At 64.2% G+C, this 14,909-nt stretch carries 14 protein-coding genes; 2 read left to right on the plus strand and 12 right to left on the minus strand.

Going from position 1 to position 14,909, the window contains the following annotated elements:
• Window positions 1-62: 62 nt before the first annotated feature.
• The 3 genes from FFI94_RS19120 to gatC all read right to left on the minus strand — a co-directional run bounded on the left by FFI94_RS19120 (window position 63) and on the right by gatC (window position 3,182).
• The gene (locus tag FFI94_RS19120; RefSeq protein WP_138869223.1) at window positions 63-1,190 is read right to left on the minus strand and encodes an NDMA-dependent alcohol dehydrogenase; all 1,128 of its coding nucleotides are present in this window, start codon (window positions 1,188-1,190) and stop codon (window positions 63-65) included.
• Between the two features lie 214 nt (window positions 1,191-1,404).
• A complete protein-coding gene (gatA, locus tag FFI94_RS19125; protein ID WP_138869224.1) occupies window positions 1,405-2,886 on the minus strand; it encodes an Asp-tRNA(Asn)/Glu-tRNA(Gln) amidotransferase subunit GatA in 1,482 nt (493 codons plus the stop codon).
• A complete protein-coding gene (gene gatC, locus FFI94_RS19130; RefSeq protein WP_033231072.1) occupies window positions 2,883-3,182 on the minus strand; it encodes an Asp-tRNA(Asn)/Glu-tRNA(Gln) amidotransferase subunit GatC in 300 nt (99 codons plus the stop codon). The genes gatA and gatC overlap by 4 nt, the downstream gene beginning before the upstream one ends.
• Window positions 3,183-3,436: 254 nt before the next feature.
• Here gatC and FFI94_RS19135 point away from each other — a divergent pair, with 254 nt between their 5' ends.
• Complete coding sequence (locus tag FFI94_RS19135; RefSeq protein WP_138869225.1) at window positions 3,437-4,087, plus strand: ACT domain-containing protein; 651 nt, start codon at window positions 3,437-3,439, stop codon at window positions 4,085-4,087.
• Window positions 4,088-4,120: 33 nt separating this feature from the next.
• Here the strand turns inward: FFI94_RS19135 and FFI94_RS19140 are convergent, their stop codons facing one another.
• From FFI94_RS19140 to FFI94_RS19180, 9 genes are all read right to left on the minus strand, one after another.
• Window positions 4,121-4,609 carry a GNAT family N-acetyltransferase gene (locus tag FFI94_RS19140; protein WP_138869226.1) on the minus strand — a complete coding sequence of 163 codons (489 nt, stop codon included), beginning with the start codon at window positions 4,607-4,609 and terminating at the stop codon, window positions 4,121-4,123.
• Between the two features lie 53 nt (window positions 4,610-4,662).
• Window positions 4,663-6,702, minus strand: coding sequence for an NAD-dependent DNA ligase LigA (gene ligA / locus FFI94_RS19145; protein ID WP_397495572.1), 2,040 nt, complete (start codon window positions 6,700-6,702; stop codon window positions 4,663-4,665).
• A gap of 119 nt (window positions 6,703-6,821) precedes the next feature.
• Window positions 6,822-7,844: a methionine synthase gene (locus FFI94_RS19150; RefSeq protein WP_138869228.1), complete on the minus strand. Its 1,023-nt coding sequence runs from the start codon at window positions 7,842-7,844 to the stop codon at window positions 6,822-6,824.
• Window positions 7,841-8,938 (minus strand): tRNA 2-thiouridine(34) synthase MnmA, encoded by a 1,098-nt coding sequence (gene mnmA, locus FFI94_RS19155; RefSeq protein WP_138869229.1) that lies wholly within the window; start codon window positions 8,936-8,938, stop codon window positions 7,841-7,843. Before mnmA ends, FFI94_RS19150 begins: the two co-directional genes overlap by 4 nt.
• Window positions 8,938-10,167, minus strand: a complete 1,230-nt coding sequence (locus FFI94_RS19160; protein ID WP_138869230.1) for a cysteine desulfurase family protein — start codon at window positions 10,165-10,167, stop codon at window positions 8,938-8,940. The genes mnmA and FFI94_RS19160 overlap by 1 nt, the downstream gene beginning before the upstream one ends.
• Before the next feature lie 44 nt (window positions 10,168-10,211).
• Complete coding sequence (locus tag FFI94_RS19165) at window positions 10,212-11,087, minus strand: 1-acyl-sn-glycerol-3-phosphate acyltransferase (RefSeq protein WP_185993252.1); 876 nt, start codon at window positions 11,085-11,087, stop codon at window positions 10,212-10,214.
• A complete protein-coding gene (locus FFI94_RS19170) occupies window positions 11,084-11,914 on the minus strand; it encodes a GNAT family N-acetyltransferase (RefSeq protein ID WP_138869231.1) in 831 nt (276 codons plus the stop codon). Before FFI94_RS19170 ends, FFI94_RS19165 begins: the two co-directional genes overlap by 4 nt.
• A 135-nt stretch (window positions 11,915-12,049) precedes the next feature.
• A complete protein-coding gene (locus FFI94_RS19175) occupies window positions 12,050-13,006 on the minus strand; it encodes an electron transfer flavoprotein subunit alpha/FixB family protein (protein WP_138869232.1) in 957 nt (318 codons plus the stop codon).
• Between the two features lie 48 nt (window positions 13,007-13,054).
• Window positions 13,055-13,855, minus strand: coding sequence for an electron transfer flavoprotein subunit beta/FixA family protein (locus tag FFI94_RS19180; RefSeq protein ID WP_033231080.1), 801 nt, complete (start codon window positions 13,853-13,855; stop codon window positions 13,055-13,057).
• Window positions 13,856-14,102: 247 nt separating this feature from the next.
• Here FFI94_RS19180 and FFI94_RS19185 point away from each other — a divergent pair, with 247 nt between their 5' ends.
• Window positions 14,103-14,897, plus strand: a complete 795-nt coding sequence (locus FFI94_RS19185; protein ID WP_138869233.1) for a bifunctional 2-polyprenyl-6-hydroxyphenol methylase/3-demethylubiquinol 3-O-methyltransferase UbiG — start codon at window positions 14,103-14,105, stop codon at window positions 14,895-14,897.
• Window positions 14,898-14,909 lie beyond the last annotated feature (12 nt).

Consider the following 14,909-nt stretch of genomic DNA (forward strand, 5'->3'; position numbering starts at 1 on the left):
CCCACAGACAAAAGGGCTCTCCGGCACGAATGCCGGAGAGCCCTGGTCAAGCACGAGCAAGGTCAGTAATCGGCCTCGGTGTACAGGATCATGCCGCGCAGATTCTTTCCGGCGAGCATGTCTGCGTAGCCCTCGTTGATCTCCTCGAGCTTGTAGGTGTTGGTCACCAACTCGTCGAGTTTGAGTGCGCCACTGCGGTAGTGATCGAGCAGCTTGGGAATCTGGGAACGCGGGCCGACACCGCCGAAGATGGCTCCCTGCAAGCGCTTCTGGAGCAATGTCAGCTCGAACAGGCTGAGTGTCACCTGCGAATCGGCATAATGGCCCATGCCGACCACCACAACCTGACCGCCCTTACCTGTGGCACTGAGGGCAGGTTGAATCATGTCGCCGTGGATCTCACCGACTGTGATCACGGTGACGTCGGCCATCTTGCCCCACGTGAGTTCGCCGATCGCCGGGATAGCTTCTTCGAGGGAAGCGTAGGTATGTGTTGCGCCGAATTCCATGGCCTTCTGCCGCTTGAATTCAACCGGGTCGATCGCGATGACAAAGCGAGCACCGGCAGACGCAGCACCCTGCACGGAGTTGATGCCGACGCCGCCAACTCCGATCACCACTACCGTGTCACCGACCTTGGCGCCACCGATCGCCGTCGCCGATCCCCATCCCGTTGCGACGCCACACCCGAGCAGTGCCGCCTTGTCGAGTGGGATGTCCTTCTCGATCTTGATCACCGAGGACTCGTTGACCGTCACGTACGGAGAGAACGTGCCGAGCAGGCACATCTGAATGACGGGCTCACCATCGAGGGTGACTCGATACGAATTGTCCGAGATGGACTGCCCCGTAAGAAGTCCGGCACCCTGGTCGCAGATATTCTGCAATCCCTTCGCGCACGACGGACAGCGTCCACACGCCGGAATGAACGCAAGGACAACATGATCGCCTTCGACGACGCTCGTCACACCGGGCCCCACCTTCGTCACCACTCCGGCGCCTTCGTGCCCACCCACGGCGGGATAGAAGGGAAGCGGACTTGCACCCGTCCGCAGGTGCTCGTCCGAATGGCACAGCCCCGATGCGGCAAGCCGAACCTGCACTTCTCCGGAAATCGGATCACCCAAATCAACCTGTTCGATTTCCCACGGCTGACCTGGCGCCTTGACTACTGCTGCCTTGACCTTCACCAGCACTCCTCGAAATTCTTCGTGATGCACGGACGACGACGGATCGAACCGAGGCACTGTGTCCCCGATCACACTCCACTGACGAGTGTGCCCGATGATGACAAAAAATGTTGCCGCTCAGACAATCACTTTCCGACGCGACAATGCCGCCACACGACAATGCCGCCACCGAGAAAATTCGGTGACGGCATTGTCGGGAGAAAGTGCTCTGCGGTCAGACAGCGGTACCGATCGGGCCACGCGCCGCTTCGTACGCCGCACCGACGCGGTACAGACGCTCGTCCGCCATGGCCGGAGCCATGATCTGCAGACCGACGGGCAGATTGTCGTCCGCCGAGAGACCCGACGGCACCGACATGGCGCAATGGCCGGCCAGGTTGGTGGGCAGGGTGCAGAGGTCGGAGAGGTACATCGCGAGCGGATCGCCCACCTTCTCCCCCAACTTCCACGGCGTGAACGGACTGGTCGGCGAGACCAGAACGTCGACCTGCTCGTACGCCTTGTCGAAATCGCGAGCGATCAGAGTGCGAACCTTCAGCGCCGAGCCGTAGTAGGCCTCGTAGTAACCCGAGGACAAGGCGTAGGTACCGATCATGATGCGGCGCTTGACCTCCGGACCGAAGCCGGCAGCGCGGGTGGCTGCCATGACCTGGTCGGCGCTCATGTTGCCGTCGTCGACACGCATGCCGTAACGCATCGCGTCGAAGCGGGCCAGGTTGGACGAGACCTCACTGGGCAGCACGAGGTAGTACGACGCGAGCGCGTACTCGAAGCTCGGGCACGACACCTCGACAACCTCGGCGCCGAGAGCCTCGAGCTGCTCGACTGCTGCGTCGAAGGACGCGATGACGCCGGGCTGGTAACTGTCGGAGTGCAGTTCCTTGACGACGCCGACCTTGACGCCGCGCAGGTCGCCGTTGGCACCCTCGCGAGCGGCGGCAACCACCGGACGCACCGGGGCGTCGATGGACGTGGAGTCCCGCGGATCATGTCCGGCGATGACCTCGTGCAGCAGCGCGGTATCGAGCACGGTACGACCGCACGGGCCACCCTGATCGAGCGAAGACGCGCACGCGACAAGACCGAAACGCGAGACGGTTCCGTACGTCGGCTTGGTCCCGACGGTTGCCGTGACAGCAGCCGGCTGACGAATGGATCCACCGGTGTCGGTGCCGATGGCCAACGGCGCCTGACGGGACGCGAGCGCCGCTGCGCTACCACCGCCAGAGCCGCCGGGGATACGCGTGGTGTCCCACGGGTTACGCGTCGGGCCGTACGCCGAGTTCTCGGTGGAGGATCCCATCGCGAATTCGTCGAGGTTGGTCTTGCCGAGGATCGGAATGCCTGCGGCGCGAAGCTTGCTCGTCAGGGTCGCGTCGTACGGCGCTACCCATCCTTCGAGCATCTTCGACGCACAGGTCGTCGGCATGTCGGTGGTGGTGAAGATGTCCTTGAGCGCAATCGGGACACCGGCGAGCGCAGACGCGGGCTCGTTTCCGGCGGCCAGGGAGCTGTCGACGGCAGCGGCGGCTTCGAGGGCCTGCTCACCGGCGACGTGCAGGAAGGCGTGGTACTCGGAGTCGACAGCAGCGATGCGATCGAGGTGCGCCTGAGTGACCTCTACCGAGGACACCTCACGCGAATGGATCTTGTCTGCCAGAACCGATGCGTCCAGCGTGGTCAGGTCGGCGGTCATTCGCCCTCTCCAAGGATCTGCGGAACGGCAAAGCGATCCTGTTCGACTGCGGGTGCACCGGACAACGCCTGATCCGGGGTCAATCCCGGCACGATGACGTCCGGTCGGGTGACGTTGGTGACGGCATTGGGGTTCGCCATGGGCGGAACGTCGTCGGCCGCAACCTCGGTGACCACCTTGACGTGGTTGAGAATCGAATCCAACTGACCGGCGAACTCGTCGAGTTCTGCGTCGGACAGTGCGAGTCTGGACAGCCGCGCGAGGTGCGCGACCTCGTCACGGGAGATGGCAGGCACCGCGGGGCCCCTTTCGGAAGAGGACGTATTCATTGCCGGTCCAGCCTAGTTGCTCGGCTCCCGAGACCTGTAGTCGCGCCTCGCGTGTCCACCGCCACGTCCGGTTCGACCGAAGTGTTTCGGTCATGTCACAACCTCGTATTGCGGGCGTGACAGGGCCGCGGCGCCGACCATCGACAAGGCGACAAGTGCAAAGATGACTTACAGCGCGAGTCATCACGGCCCGGGCGAAAACCGAAAGTGAAAGGACGAACGTGTCATACCTGCTCCGCGTCAGTCTGCCCGATCGACCCGGTAGCCTCGGCGCACTCGCCGTCGCACTGGGTTCCGTCGGAGCCGACATTCTCTCCCTCGACGTCGTGGAGCGAGGCGACGGTTTTGCCATCGACGATCTTGTCGTCGACGTCGAACCGGGAGCGCTACCGGACACGCTCATCACGGCAGCTGAGCATCTCCCCGGTGTATCGGTGGATTCCATTCGTCCGTACGCGGGAATCCTCGACACCCATCGTGAACTCGAACTCATCGACTCCGTCGCCACCGCGAAGGACGATCGCCTGCAGGTACTCGTCGACGGCGCCCCGCGAGTGCTGCGCGTGGGCTGGTCCGTGATCATCGACATCGGCCCGCAAGGTGCATATCGGGTGGTCGGCAGCTCGGGCGCGCCCGAAACTCACGCCACCGAGGTCCCATGGATGCCCCTCGAGAAGCCGGCCGTCCTCGACGGTGAGGCCGACTGGGTGCCCGAGGTGTGGCGCGACATGGACACCAGCCTCGCCGCTGCGCCGCTGGGCTCCGGTGGTCGTGTCCTGATGCTCGGACGCCCCGGCGGGCCGGAATTCCGGCCGTCGGAAATTGCCCGTCTGGGCTATCTCGCCGGGATCATCGCGACAGTCCTGGGCTGACTGCTCAGGGCTTACCTACTCGGGGCTTACTACTCAAGCCAGGTCCCGCACCATCACGGTCAACTCCATACCCCGGATCGGCTCCCACGCCCGGTCCGGGTCCGGAACAAATCCGTTGCGATCGTAGATACGACGCGCATCGACCATCTCGGGTTGAGTCGACATGACTACCGAGTGATCACCCCGGTCGTAGGCCTCGGCTATTACTGCGCGCACCAAAGCCGTACCCGCTCCCGACCCGCGAGCATCGGGTGAAACTGCAAGCATGCGGAATTCGAGTTCGCCGGTCTTCGCGACGTCCGCGAGCTGGGTTCCGGGTTCCGCCACGGTGAGCGATCCCACAACGCGGTCCCCGAGAACTGCAACCAGCACTCGGCCGTCCTGCACCCGAGTTGCCGTGTCGCGCAGACGCTCCGCATACGGGGTTCCCTCGGCAACAAACCCGCCACCCACGTACGCCTGCACCGTCAGCTCCCCCACGGTGTCGAACTCGTTGGGGAGGATTTCGCGAATCTCGATCATGGCGCCACTATTGCACCCTGCCTACCGAACTCGGAAATCGCAGAGCGCGGTGGCTATTCGTCCAATTCGGTGGGCATGACCGCGTCAGGGCCACCTTCGAGCAACCGGCGGAACCCGTCCTCGTCGAGCACGGGCACGCCCAATTCGACGGCCTTGTCGTGCTTGGAACCCGGCGCTTCACCGACAACCACAAACGCCGTTTTCTTCGAGACGGAACCAGCCGCCTTGCCGCCGCGCACGAGGATCGCCTCCTTCGCCTGATCGCGGGAGAACGTCTCGAGTGACCCGGTGACGACGATGGAGAGGCCCTCGAGATTGCGCGGAATGGAATCGTCTCGCTCGTCCTCCATCCGTACGCCGGCGGCTGCCCACTTGTCCACGATCTGCTGATGCCAGTCCACGGTGAACCACTCGACCACCGCGGCAGCGATCGTGGATCCGACGCCGTCCACCGCTGCCAACTGCTCCATCGACGCTTCCCGAATGCGTTGCAGCGAACCGAATTCCCCCGCCAACGCTCGCGCCGCCGTTGGCCCGACATGCCGAATGGACAGTGCCACAAGCACTCTCCACAGCGGCTTGTCCTTGGCCGAATCCAGGTTGGCCAGCAAGCGTTTTCCGTTTGCCGACAACGCTCCGGCATTGGTCCGGAAAATCGGCACACCGATCAGAGTGTCGGCGTCGAGCGAGAAGAGATCACCCTCGTCGTCGATGGCCTTCGCTTCGAGAAGACCGGTCGCAGCCTCGTATCCGAGCACTTCGATGTCGAAGGCGCCGCGGCCGGCCACGTGGAACACCCGCTCACGCAACTGGGCCGGGCAGTGCTGCTGATTGGGGCAGCGCACGTCGACGTCGCCCTCTTTGGCCGGCGCCAATTCGGTGCCGCATTCCGGGCAATGCGTCGGCATGACAAACTCACGCTCGGTGCCGTCGCGGACGTCGGCCACCGGGCCGAGAACCTCGGGGATGACGTCACCTGCCTTACGCAGCACCACGGTGTCACCGATCAACACGCCCTTGCGCTTGACCTCGCTGCCGTTGTGCAGCGTGGCCAACGACACAGTGGAACCGGCTACCGTCACCGGTTCCATGTACGCAAACGGCGTCACTCGTCCGGTGCGCCCGACGCTGACACGAATGTCGAGGAGCTTGGTCGTGACCTCCTCGGGCGGGTACTTGTAGGCAATCGCCCAACGCGGCGCTCGTGACGTGGTGCCGAGACGGCGATGCAACGACATCTCGTCGACCTTGACGACCAGGCCGTCGATCTCATGTTCGACGTCGTGGCGGTGCTCGCCCCAGTACTTCATCTTCTCGACCACGGCGTCCGCTCCGACCACCCGGCTGGTGTGCGTCGAGACCGGCAGACCCCACGCGGCGAGCGCCACGTACGCGTCGTACTGCGATGCGGGCTCGAAACCCTCCATCCGGCCGAAACCGTGACAGATCATGCCCAGGCGTCGGCGCGCCGTGACCGCGGGATTCTTCTGACGCAACGATCCGGCGGCGGAGTTGCGCGGGTTCGCGAAGGGCGCCTTGCCTTCTGCGACCAACGACGCGTTGAGCGCGGCAAAATCCTCGAGCCGGAAGAACACCTCGCCGCGCACTTCGAGCACGCTGGGGATCGGGTACTCCGGGGTAGCAGTGAGGTACTCCGGAATGTCGTTGATGGTGAGCGCGTTGAGCGTGACCAATTCACCGGTGCGGCCGTCACCACGCGTGGCCGCCCGCACGAGCTTGCCGTTCTCGTAGACGAGGTTGAGTGCAACGCCGTCGATCTTGACCTCGCAGAGGTAGTGCAGATCCGGCCCGGTTTCCTGCTCCACCTTGGCAATCCAGCCGCGGAGTTCGGACTCGTCGAAAACATTGTCGAGGCTGAGCATGCGCTCGAGGTGATCAACCGAGGTGAAATCCGTTGCGAACCCGCCGCCCACCAACTGTGTCGGTGAGTCAGGAGTCCGCAGATCCGGATACTGCTCTTCGAGAGCATTGAGCTGACCGAGCAGCGTGTCGAATGCGCCGTCCGAAATAGTCGGTGCATCACGAACGTAGTAGCGGAACTGATGCTGACGGACCTCCTCAGCCAGCTCCATCCACTGCTCACGCGCCTCGTTCGGCGCAGGCTGCACGGTTCCCTCGGTGGTTTCACTCACAAGGCAGAAGAATATCGGGTGGCACTGACATGTACGTGCGGCCATGTCAGTGCGGCGCGTCAGAACGCGGACGGATCGTCCACCAAAGCCTTGCTGACGTCGGTGCACAACTTCAGCGCCGTGCGGGCGTAGTCGAGGCCGGCGCCGGCCAGACCGCATCGCGGCGTCACTGCCACCTGCGTCTGCAGAAGCTCCCGCGAGAACCCCAGACGGTCGATCAGCGTCACCGCAGGCATCGCGCATTCTTTCCACGTCAGCGGCTTCTCGGGCGCCGTGGACGGAACCACACCCAACACCAACTGCTTGTCGGCATCGAACAACTGCCCGATACCGTCCAGGTCGCGCGAGGAAATCAGGGATAGATCGAAGCTCACGGCAAACGCCTTGCTGCGCCGCAGAAGGTCCCACGGGAGGTCCGCGCTGCAACTGTGCACGATGGTCGGCAATCCGCAGCCTTCGATGGCGGAGTCCAGAATTGCCAGAGCCTCCGGCTCGGGGAGCGCCGGGACAGTTTCCATTCTAGTGCGGCCCGGCAAAGATCCCGCGAGCACAGCAGGCATCTGCGGCTCGTCGAGTTGAATGATCACGCGGGCCCCCGTTCGGCGGGTCACCTCGGCGGCATGTCGGGCCAATCCTTCGCCCAACGATTCGGCGATATCGCGCAATGCCCCGTGATCCACGAGCACACGTGAACCGTTTGCGACCTCGATCTCGGCGCCAAGCGTCAGCGGTCCGGCGGCCTGCAGTTTGATCACGTGATCTCCGCCGACCAAGCGGGCAGATTCCCAGGCTTCCTCGAGCGCGTCGAGATCCTGGTTCAGGAAGTCCTCGCCGCGCTTCGCGATGGCGCCGCGCCGGGGCACAACCCGGTAAGAGCGCGTCGACGCGTCGAGGTTGATGTCGACGAGGATGGCACCGGTTCGGCCGACGGTGTCTGAGCCGAGACCCCGCGCCGGTAGCTCCACCAGGTGCGGAAATCCGCCAAGCTCACCGAGGATCGTGGCTGCGCTCTCCCGGGCATCCGTGCCCGGCCAGGATCCGATTCCGGTGACCAGGCCACCGATGGAAACCTGCTGTGTCACAGTGTGTTCGGCTCGGATTCGGTTCCGGCGATGGTGCCACTGCCGAGCACCTGATCGCCCAGTTCGCTGTCGGGACGGTACAGAACCACTGCCTGCCCCTTCGCGACACCGGTCAGCGGTTCACGCAGGGAAATCGTGATGCCACCGTTTACAGCTTCGGCGACTGCCTGAGCCAGCCCGCCGTGCGCCCGTACCTGCACCATGCACTCGACCGGGCCGTCGGGAGCCTCACCGGACGTCCAGATCGCACGCTGCGCCGTGATCGCCCACACGTCGAGATTCTTGGCCGAACCGACTCGGACAGTGCCGGTTTCGGGTTCGATCGACGTCACGTACCGCGGACGTCCGTCCACCGCGGGACCTTCGACGCCCAGTCCCTTACGCTGACCGATCGTGAAGCCGTGAACACCGTCGTGCGCTGCCAGGACTTCACCCGAATCGGCGTCGACGACGCTTCCCGGGCGAACACCGATCCGGGCGCCGAGGAAAGCCCGGGTGTCGCCGGTCGGGATGAAGCAGATGTCGTGGCTGTCCGGCTTGTTCGCGACGGCCAGTCCGCGCTCGGCCGCCTCTTCGCGGATCTGCTCCTTCGGTGTGTCACCGATCGGGAACATCGCGCGCGAGAGCTGCGCTGCGGTCAGGACACCCAGAACGTACGACTGATCCTTGTCGGGATCGACGGCGCGGCGCAGGACGCCGTCTTCGAGGCGCGCGTAATGGCCGGTGGCGACCGCGTCGAATCCGAGTGCAACCGCGCGATCGGCGAGAGCGGTGAACTTGATCTTCTCGTTGCAGCGCAGGCACGGGTTGGGCGTCTCACCCGCTGCGTACGACGCCACAAAATCGTCGATCACGTCTTCTTTGAAGCGATCCGCAAAGTCCCAGACGTAGAAGGGAATTCCCAGAACGTCGGCGGCGCGCCTGGCATCGCCCGCGTCTTCCTTGGAACAGCATCCACGCGAACCCGTGCGCAAAGCGCCAGGTGCCGTCGACAACGCCAGATGAACTCCCACGACGTCATGTCCGGCGGCAACTGCGCGGGCGGCGGCAACGGCGGAGTCGACGCCTCCGCTCATGGCTGCGAGTACTCGCATCAGCGATCCCCTCCACGCGAACCGGCACCGGCAAGACCGGCGGCCCGAGCGCGCTCTACTACTTGTGGCAGCGCTGCGATGAGCGCATCCACATCGGTGACACTCGACGTATGTCCGAGTGAGAATCTCAAGGAGCCCCGCGCAGTCGACGGTTCGACGCCCATCGCGATCAGCACGTGGCTGGCCCGGGCAACACCTGCGGTGCATGCCGAACCGGTGGAGCATTCGATTCCGGCAGCGTCGAGGAGCATCAGTAGTGAGTCCCCTTCGCAACCGGGAAACGTGAAGTGCACGTTGCCGGGCAGGCGATCCGAACCGGTCGGGCCGTTGAGCACCGACTCGGGGAGAATCCGGAAAACACCCTCGATCAAACGATCGCGCAGCTCGGCCAATTCCCGTGCGCTGGAATCGATGTGCGCGGTGTTCTCCCGCAGGGCCGCAGCCATGCCCACCACACCTGCGGTATCCGGGGTTCCCGAACGAAGATCACGCTCGTGTCCCCCACCGTGCAGAAGCGGCACACACGGAACCTGACGTCCCAGCAGCAGCGCACCGACGCCGTGCGGCCCACCGAACTTGTGCGCCGCAATACTCAGCGCCGATAGCTTGCTCGCGGCAAAATCGACCGGCAACTGGGCGACGGCCTGAACCGCGTCACTGTGCATCGGGATCTCGAATTCCGCTGATATCTGGGCTAATTCGAGGATCGGCATGATGGTGCCGACCTCATTGTTGGCCCACATGATCGTGACCAGTGCAACCTCGTCGGCGTGCACCGACAGCTCGTCTCGCAGAGTCTGCGGGTCGACTACACCGTTGGCGTCCACCGGCAACCAGGTGACCCGGGCACCCTCGTGCTTTTCGAGCCACTCCACGGTGTCGAGAACGGCGTGGTGTTCTACCGAGCTCGCCAGGATTCGGGTGCGCTTCGGGTCTGCGTCGCGGCGCGCCCAGAAGATGCCCTTGACCGCGAGGTTGTCACTCTCGGTGCCGCCGGACGTGAAGATGACCTCCGACGGGCGAGCACCCAGGCTCGCCGCGATCGACTCGCGCGATTCCTCGACGCGGCGCCGCGCCGCGCGGCCGGAACCGTGCAGCGAGGACGCATTGCCCACAGTGGCGAAGGTATCGGTCATCGCCTCGATAGCAGCTGCCGTCATCGGTGTGGTGGCGGCATGATCGAGGTACACCGGAAATGCGGTGTCAACACGGTGTGCAGGCAGAGTCATGGCCTGACCAGGATAGCCCAGCACGGCGGCTCTCTTCGCGCCGCTTACCCGACCAGGCGAACATCTTCCGGCCGTACTGTGACCCGCATCTCCAGATCCGGCACCAGAGCAGTGGCACCTCGCACTGCCCTCTCGCATCGCTGCGCAAGATCGCGTCTGCACTCTCCGGCCTCTTCCAGCGGCGCCAACCGGACCTCCACCTCGACATCCTTCTGGCGCAAGATTCGCCCGATGGATTGACCGATCGTCTCGCTGCCGACAAAACACGGTCCGGTACACAGGGTGCCGTCGCCGTTTGCATACCGGATCGCCATGGGCTGGACCGGGCACTGCGAATCGACCGCGGCCTGGAACATGGCCGGGCGGAATCCGCCGTACGCGCGCCCGCACCACGTGGTTCCCTCCGGAAAAGCCATGACCCGCACGCCGCGTTCCAGACGCTCACGCACAGTGCCCACGACGTCGGGCAGCTCACGCAGTCGAGCGCGATCGATCGGTACCACCCGCATCCGACGCGCCAGCGATCCGAGGACCGCCCACTCCAGCAGATCGGCACGGGCGACGAAGTTCGCGGGCGCAACAGCACTGGCAACCAGCACGTCCGTCCAGGACACGTGGCCGGCCACCACCAAAACCCCATCCGGTTCCGGCCTGCCCAATCGCTGATCGTCGACGCTCAGTTTCATACCGAGGCAGCGGAGCAGCAGGCGTGAATACCCGCGCTGCAGCTGGGCCCGCCAGATTCGCGGCAGTAACCAGCCCGCCGACAATATCGGCGCAGTCAGTAGGGCGCAGCCGACCAGCACCGCTCGAACCACCACCGTGATTTTCGACACACGTGCTGGATCGGGCGGTAGACACCCGTCGCCGCAGGGGCTCGACGGCACCCAGTACGGGGCCATCCCACGAGGCGGGGTCATCCCACGAGCCCGTGCTGGGTCGACGCCGCCGATCGCAGCCGATCGAGGTACCGCTTGTTTGCGGAGTGCAGACCCTGCAGCGCAACAAAGTCCGCGACGCCGAAGGCGGGATCGTAGGCTGGTTCACCACAGATCACGGCGCCCATGCGCAGGTACCCGCGCAGCAGGGGCGGCATGGTCACGCGCGTGGGCGGTGCGATCTGGTCCAACGTGCGCCCGCCAAGCACCACTGGATTGCGCGGAACGGCCCGACGCCCCAGCGCACTCCCGTGCTTGTTCAGCACAAAATCTCGGACGCCGCGCACCTCAGCCCCTGGTACGGCGCCGGGGTGCGGTGTGATCGGAACGGAAACGCACCCCATCACCCATTCGTGGCCCGTCAGTTCGAGGTACTGCAGAATCCCGGACCACATGAGCCCGAGAACCGAACCGTTGCGATGCGCCGGATCGACACACGCGCGGCCCATCTCGACAATTCGGAGCGCTACCGGATCCAGAGCCGATATGTCGAATTCCGTTGCGGTGTAATACCCGCCCGCTTTTGCCGCGGCGTCCGGGGTGAGCATGCGATAGCACCCGACGTAGTCGCCGGTGATGTCGTCGCGGACCAGAATATGGTCACAGAATTCGTCGAACGCATCTGCGTCCAGCTCGAAAGGTGAAGCGGGAATCGAGAATCCGGGTTCGGAGACGAATACCCGGTATCGAAGGCGCTGCGCGGCCACTCGATGTTCACGGTCGGAGGAGACGATCAGGGAATATCTCGGCGCGGCGACCTCACGGCCGAGATTGTCACTCGCGGGGCGAAGGACTGACGTAATTGTCATGCGCCAGGTTTATCCACCAGACGCAACGCTGCGGCATCAGCAAAGTGACGGGCCGATGCAGGCCGGGTGAATAACGCACTGTGCGCCTTTATCAACCGCGGGGGGTTGATAAAGGCGCACAGCAGATCGTGCTTTTTAGCCCTTGTGAGCCTTCACAGCTTCGGTGAGCTGCGGTGCGACGTTGAACAGGTCGCCCACGATGCCGAAGTCGGCGATCTCGAAGATGGGTGCCTCTTCGTCCTTGTTGACCGCGACGATGGTCTTGGACGTCTGCATGCCGGCGCGGTGCTGGATGGCACCGGAAATGCCGAGTGCGATGTACAGCTGCGGGGAGACCGTCTTACCGGTCTGACCGACCTGGAACTGTCCGGGGTAGTAACCCGAGTCCACAGCGGCACGCGAAGCGCCGACTGCAGCACCGAGGGAATCGGCGAGCTCTTCGACGACGGAGAACTTGTCCGCGCTGCCGACGCCGCGTCCACCGGAAACCACAACGCTGGCTTCGGTGAGCTCGGGGCGGTCGCCACCGACGATGGGCTCACGCGAGGTGACCTTGACGGCACTCTCGTCCTGAGCCGGAACCTCGACAGCGATCTGCTCGCCGGCACCGGCCTGCGGAGCTGCCTCGACTGCACCCGGGCGAACCGAGTAGACGGGGACCTCTCCGTTGGCCTTGGCCTCGACGGTGAACGCGCCACCGAAGATGGAGTGGACGCCGGTTCCGTCAGCCTTGATCTCGATGACGTCGGTCAGCAGACCGGAGCCCAGACGTGCGGCCAGACGACCGGCAACCTCCTTGCCCTCGGTGCCGGCAGCGGTGATGACCGCTGCGGGGCTGGTGGACTCGACGAGTGCGGCGAGAACGTCGACCTTGGGGGTGACGAGGTAGCCCTCGATGTCGTCGGACTCGGCGACGTAGATCTTCTCGGCGCCGGCTGCTGCCAACGCGTCGGCGAGCTTGGCTGCGGTGCCTGCGGGGCCGGCGACAACTGCCGACGGCTCACCGAGTACGCGTGCAGCGGTGATGAGTTCGGTGCTGACCTTCTTCAGCGCACCTTCTGCGTGCTCTACGAGCACAAGTACTTCTGCCATGACTTAACTCTCCCTGAGTTTTTCTGCTGGTTGCCTAGAAGGGCGCGATCAGATGACCTTGTTGCTGACGAGGTACGCGGCAATCTTGGTGCCACCGTCTCCCTCGTCGGCGATGCGCTCACCAGCGGTGCGGGGGGGCTTCGGAGTGGAGGAGGTCACGGTCGTGCCGGCGTTGGCAACACCCACGGTCTCCGGGTCGACACCGAGGTCGGCCAGTGTGTAGACGAGAACTTCCTTCTTCTTCGCGGCCATGATGCCCTTGAAGGAGGGGAAGCGCGGCTCGTTGATCTTCTCGGTGACCGAGACGATTGCGGGCAGCGAAGCCTCGAGGCCGAAAACGCCCTCGTCGGTCTCGCGCTCGCCGGTGACGGTGCCGTCGGCGACGACGAGCTTGCGCAGCTGCGTGAGCTGGGGAATGCCCAGGTACTCGGCAATGATGGCCGGAACAGCGCCGACGCGGCCGTCAGTGGCCTCGTTTCCGGCGATGATCAGGTCTGCGGGCTCTTCGTTCTCGAACGTGATCTGTCCGAGTGCGGCAGCAAGGGTCCACGCGGTCTGGATGGCGTCGGAGCCGTGCAGCGCGGGGTCGTTGATGTGGACGGCCTTGTCGGCGCCCATCGACAGTGCCTTGCGGATAGCGTCGGTGGCGCGGTCGGGACCTGCGGACAGCACCGTCACCTCACCGCCCTGAGCTTCCTTGATGAGGAGTGCTTCTTCGACGGAGCGCTCGTTGATCTCGTCGAGCACTGCGTCTGCGGCTTCACGGTCAAGCGTGTAGTCGCCGTCGGTCAGCTTGCGCTCGGACCATGTGTCGGGGACCTGCTTGATCAAAACAACGATATTCGTCATGGGTCTTCGTCGACCTCCTGTGTGTATTTCACCTGATAAATCGTCTGTGTTGCTACGCGCAGGCCGAGGGATTCCGGAAAAGGATTTCTCGTCTCACGTCGGCTGTGCGTTAGATTACCTCACGTTAAGTTACCCGTCGGTAACTTAGCGTGGAACCACCCTCACCATAACGGCACGCGGTGCAAATTATCGCTGTGATCTGAACCACGTGAACATGTTCTAGCCGATTGGCACTAATCTCCCTGGGGTGAGTGAAACAAGTGTCAGCAACCACGAGGACGCACCCCTTCCCCTGACGGGCGAACGAACGGTGCCGGGAATCCCCGAAGAGAACTACTGGTTCCGGCGCCACGAAGTTGTCTACCGCGCGTTGCTGGGGCGCTGCACCGACCGCCGCGTGCTCGAAGCCGGATCCGGAGAAGGCTACGGCGCCAACATGATTGCCGATGTCGCCACCAAGGTCACCGGCCTCGATTACGACATCTCCGCCGTCGAGCACGTCCGCGCCCGATACCCCCGCGTCGAGATGATCCACGGCAATCTCGCCGAACTGCCACTCGAAGACAACTCGGTGGACGTCGTAGTGAACTTCCAGGTAATCGAGCACCTGTGGGACCAGGGACAGTTCCTGCGCGAATGCTTCCGGGTTTTGTCTCCCGGCGGCGAACTTCTGATCAGCACCCCCAACCGGATCACCTTCTCCCCCGGCCGGGACACACCGCTCAACCCGTTTCACACCCGCGAACTCAATGCGGACGAGATGACGGAACTACTGGTCGACGCCGGATTCCGCGTCCAACTCATGACCGGTGTCCATCACGGCCGCAGGCTGAAGGATCTCGACGCGAAACATGGCGGATCGTTCATCGATGCGCAGATCGACCGCGCCCTCGCCGGTGAGCCGTGGCCGGCAGACCTGACCCGCGACGTCGAAGGCATCACCGTCGACGACTTCACACTGTCCGTCCCCGACATCGACGCGAGCCTCGACCTCGTTGCCATCGCTGTGAAAGATGCCGCAGTGAAAGATCCTGCCGAGTGAGAAACGCAACAC

This window comes from Rhodococcus sp. KBS0724 (assembly GCF_005938745.2).
In the GTDB taxonomy this organism is placed as follows: Bacteria; Actinomycetota; Actinomycetes; order Mycobacteriales; family Mycobacteriaceae; genus Rhodococcus_F.

Bases quoted from the DNA above. Each gene is read 5' to 3' on its own strand.
- FFI94_RS19160 (WP_138869230.1), bottom strand. From the start codon at position 10,167: ATGACTCTGCCTGCACACCGTGTTGACACCGCATTTCCGGTGTACCTC.
- FFI94_RS19140 (WP_138869226.1), bottom strand. From the start codon at position 4,609: ATGATCGAGATTCGCGAAATCCTCCCCAACGAGTTCGACACCGTGGGG.
- mnmA (WP_138869229.1), bottom strand. From the start codon at position 8,938: ATGCGAGTACTCGCAGCCATGAGCGGAGGCGTCGACTCCGCCGTTGCC.
- FFI94_RS19175 (WP_138869232.1), bottom strand. From the start codon at position 13,006: ATGGCAGAAGTACTTGTGCTCGTAGAGCACGCAGAAGGTGCGCTGAAG.
- ligA (WP_397495572.1), bottom strand. From the start codon at position 6,702: ATGGAGCTGGCTGAGGAGGTCCGTCAGCATCAGTTCCGCTACTACGTT.
- FFI94_RS19180 (WP_033231080.1), bottom strand. From the start codon at position 13,855: ATGACGAATATCGTTGTTTTGATCAAGCAGGTCCCCGACACATGGTCC.
- FFI94_RS19170 (WP_138869231.1), bottom strand. From the start codon at position 11,914: ATGACAATTACGTCAGTCCTTCGCCCCGCGAGTGACAATCTCGGCCGT.
- FFI94_RS19165 (WP_185993252.1), bottom strand. From the start codon at position 11,087: ATGACCCCGCCTCGTGGGATGGCCCCGTACTGGGTGCCGTCGAGCCCC.
- gatA (WP_138869224.1), bottom strand. From the start codon at position 2,886: ATGACCGCCGACCTGACCACGCTGGACGCATCGGTTCTGGCAGACAAG.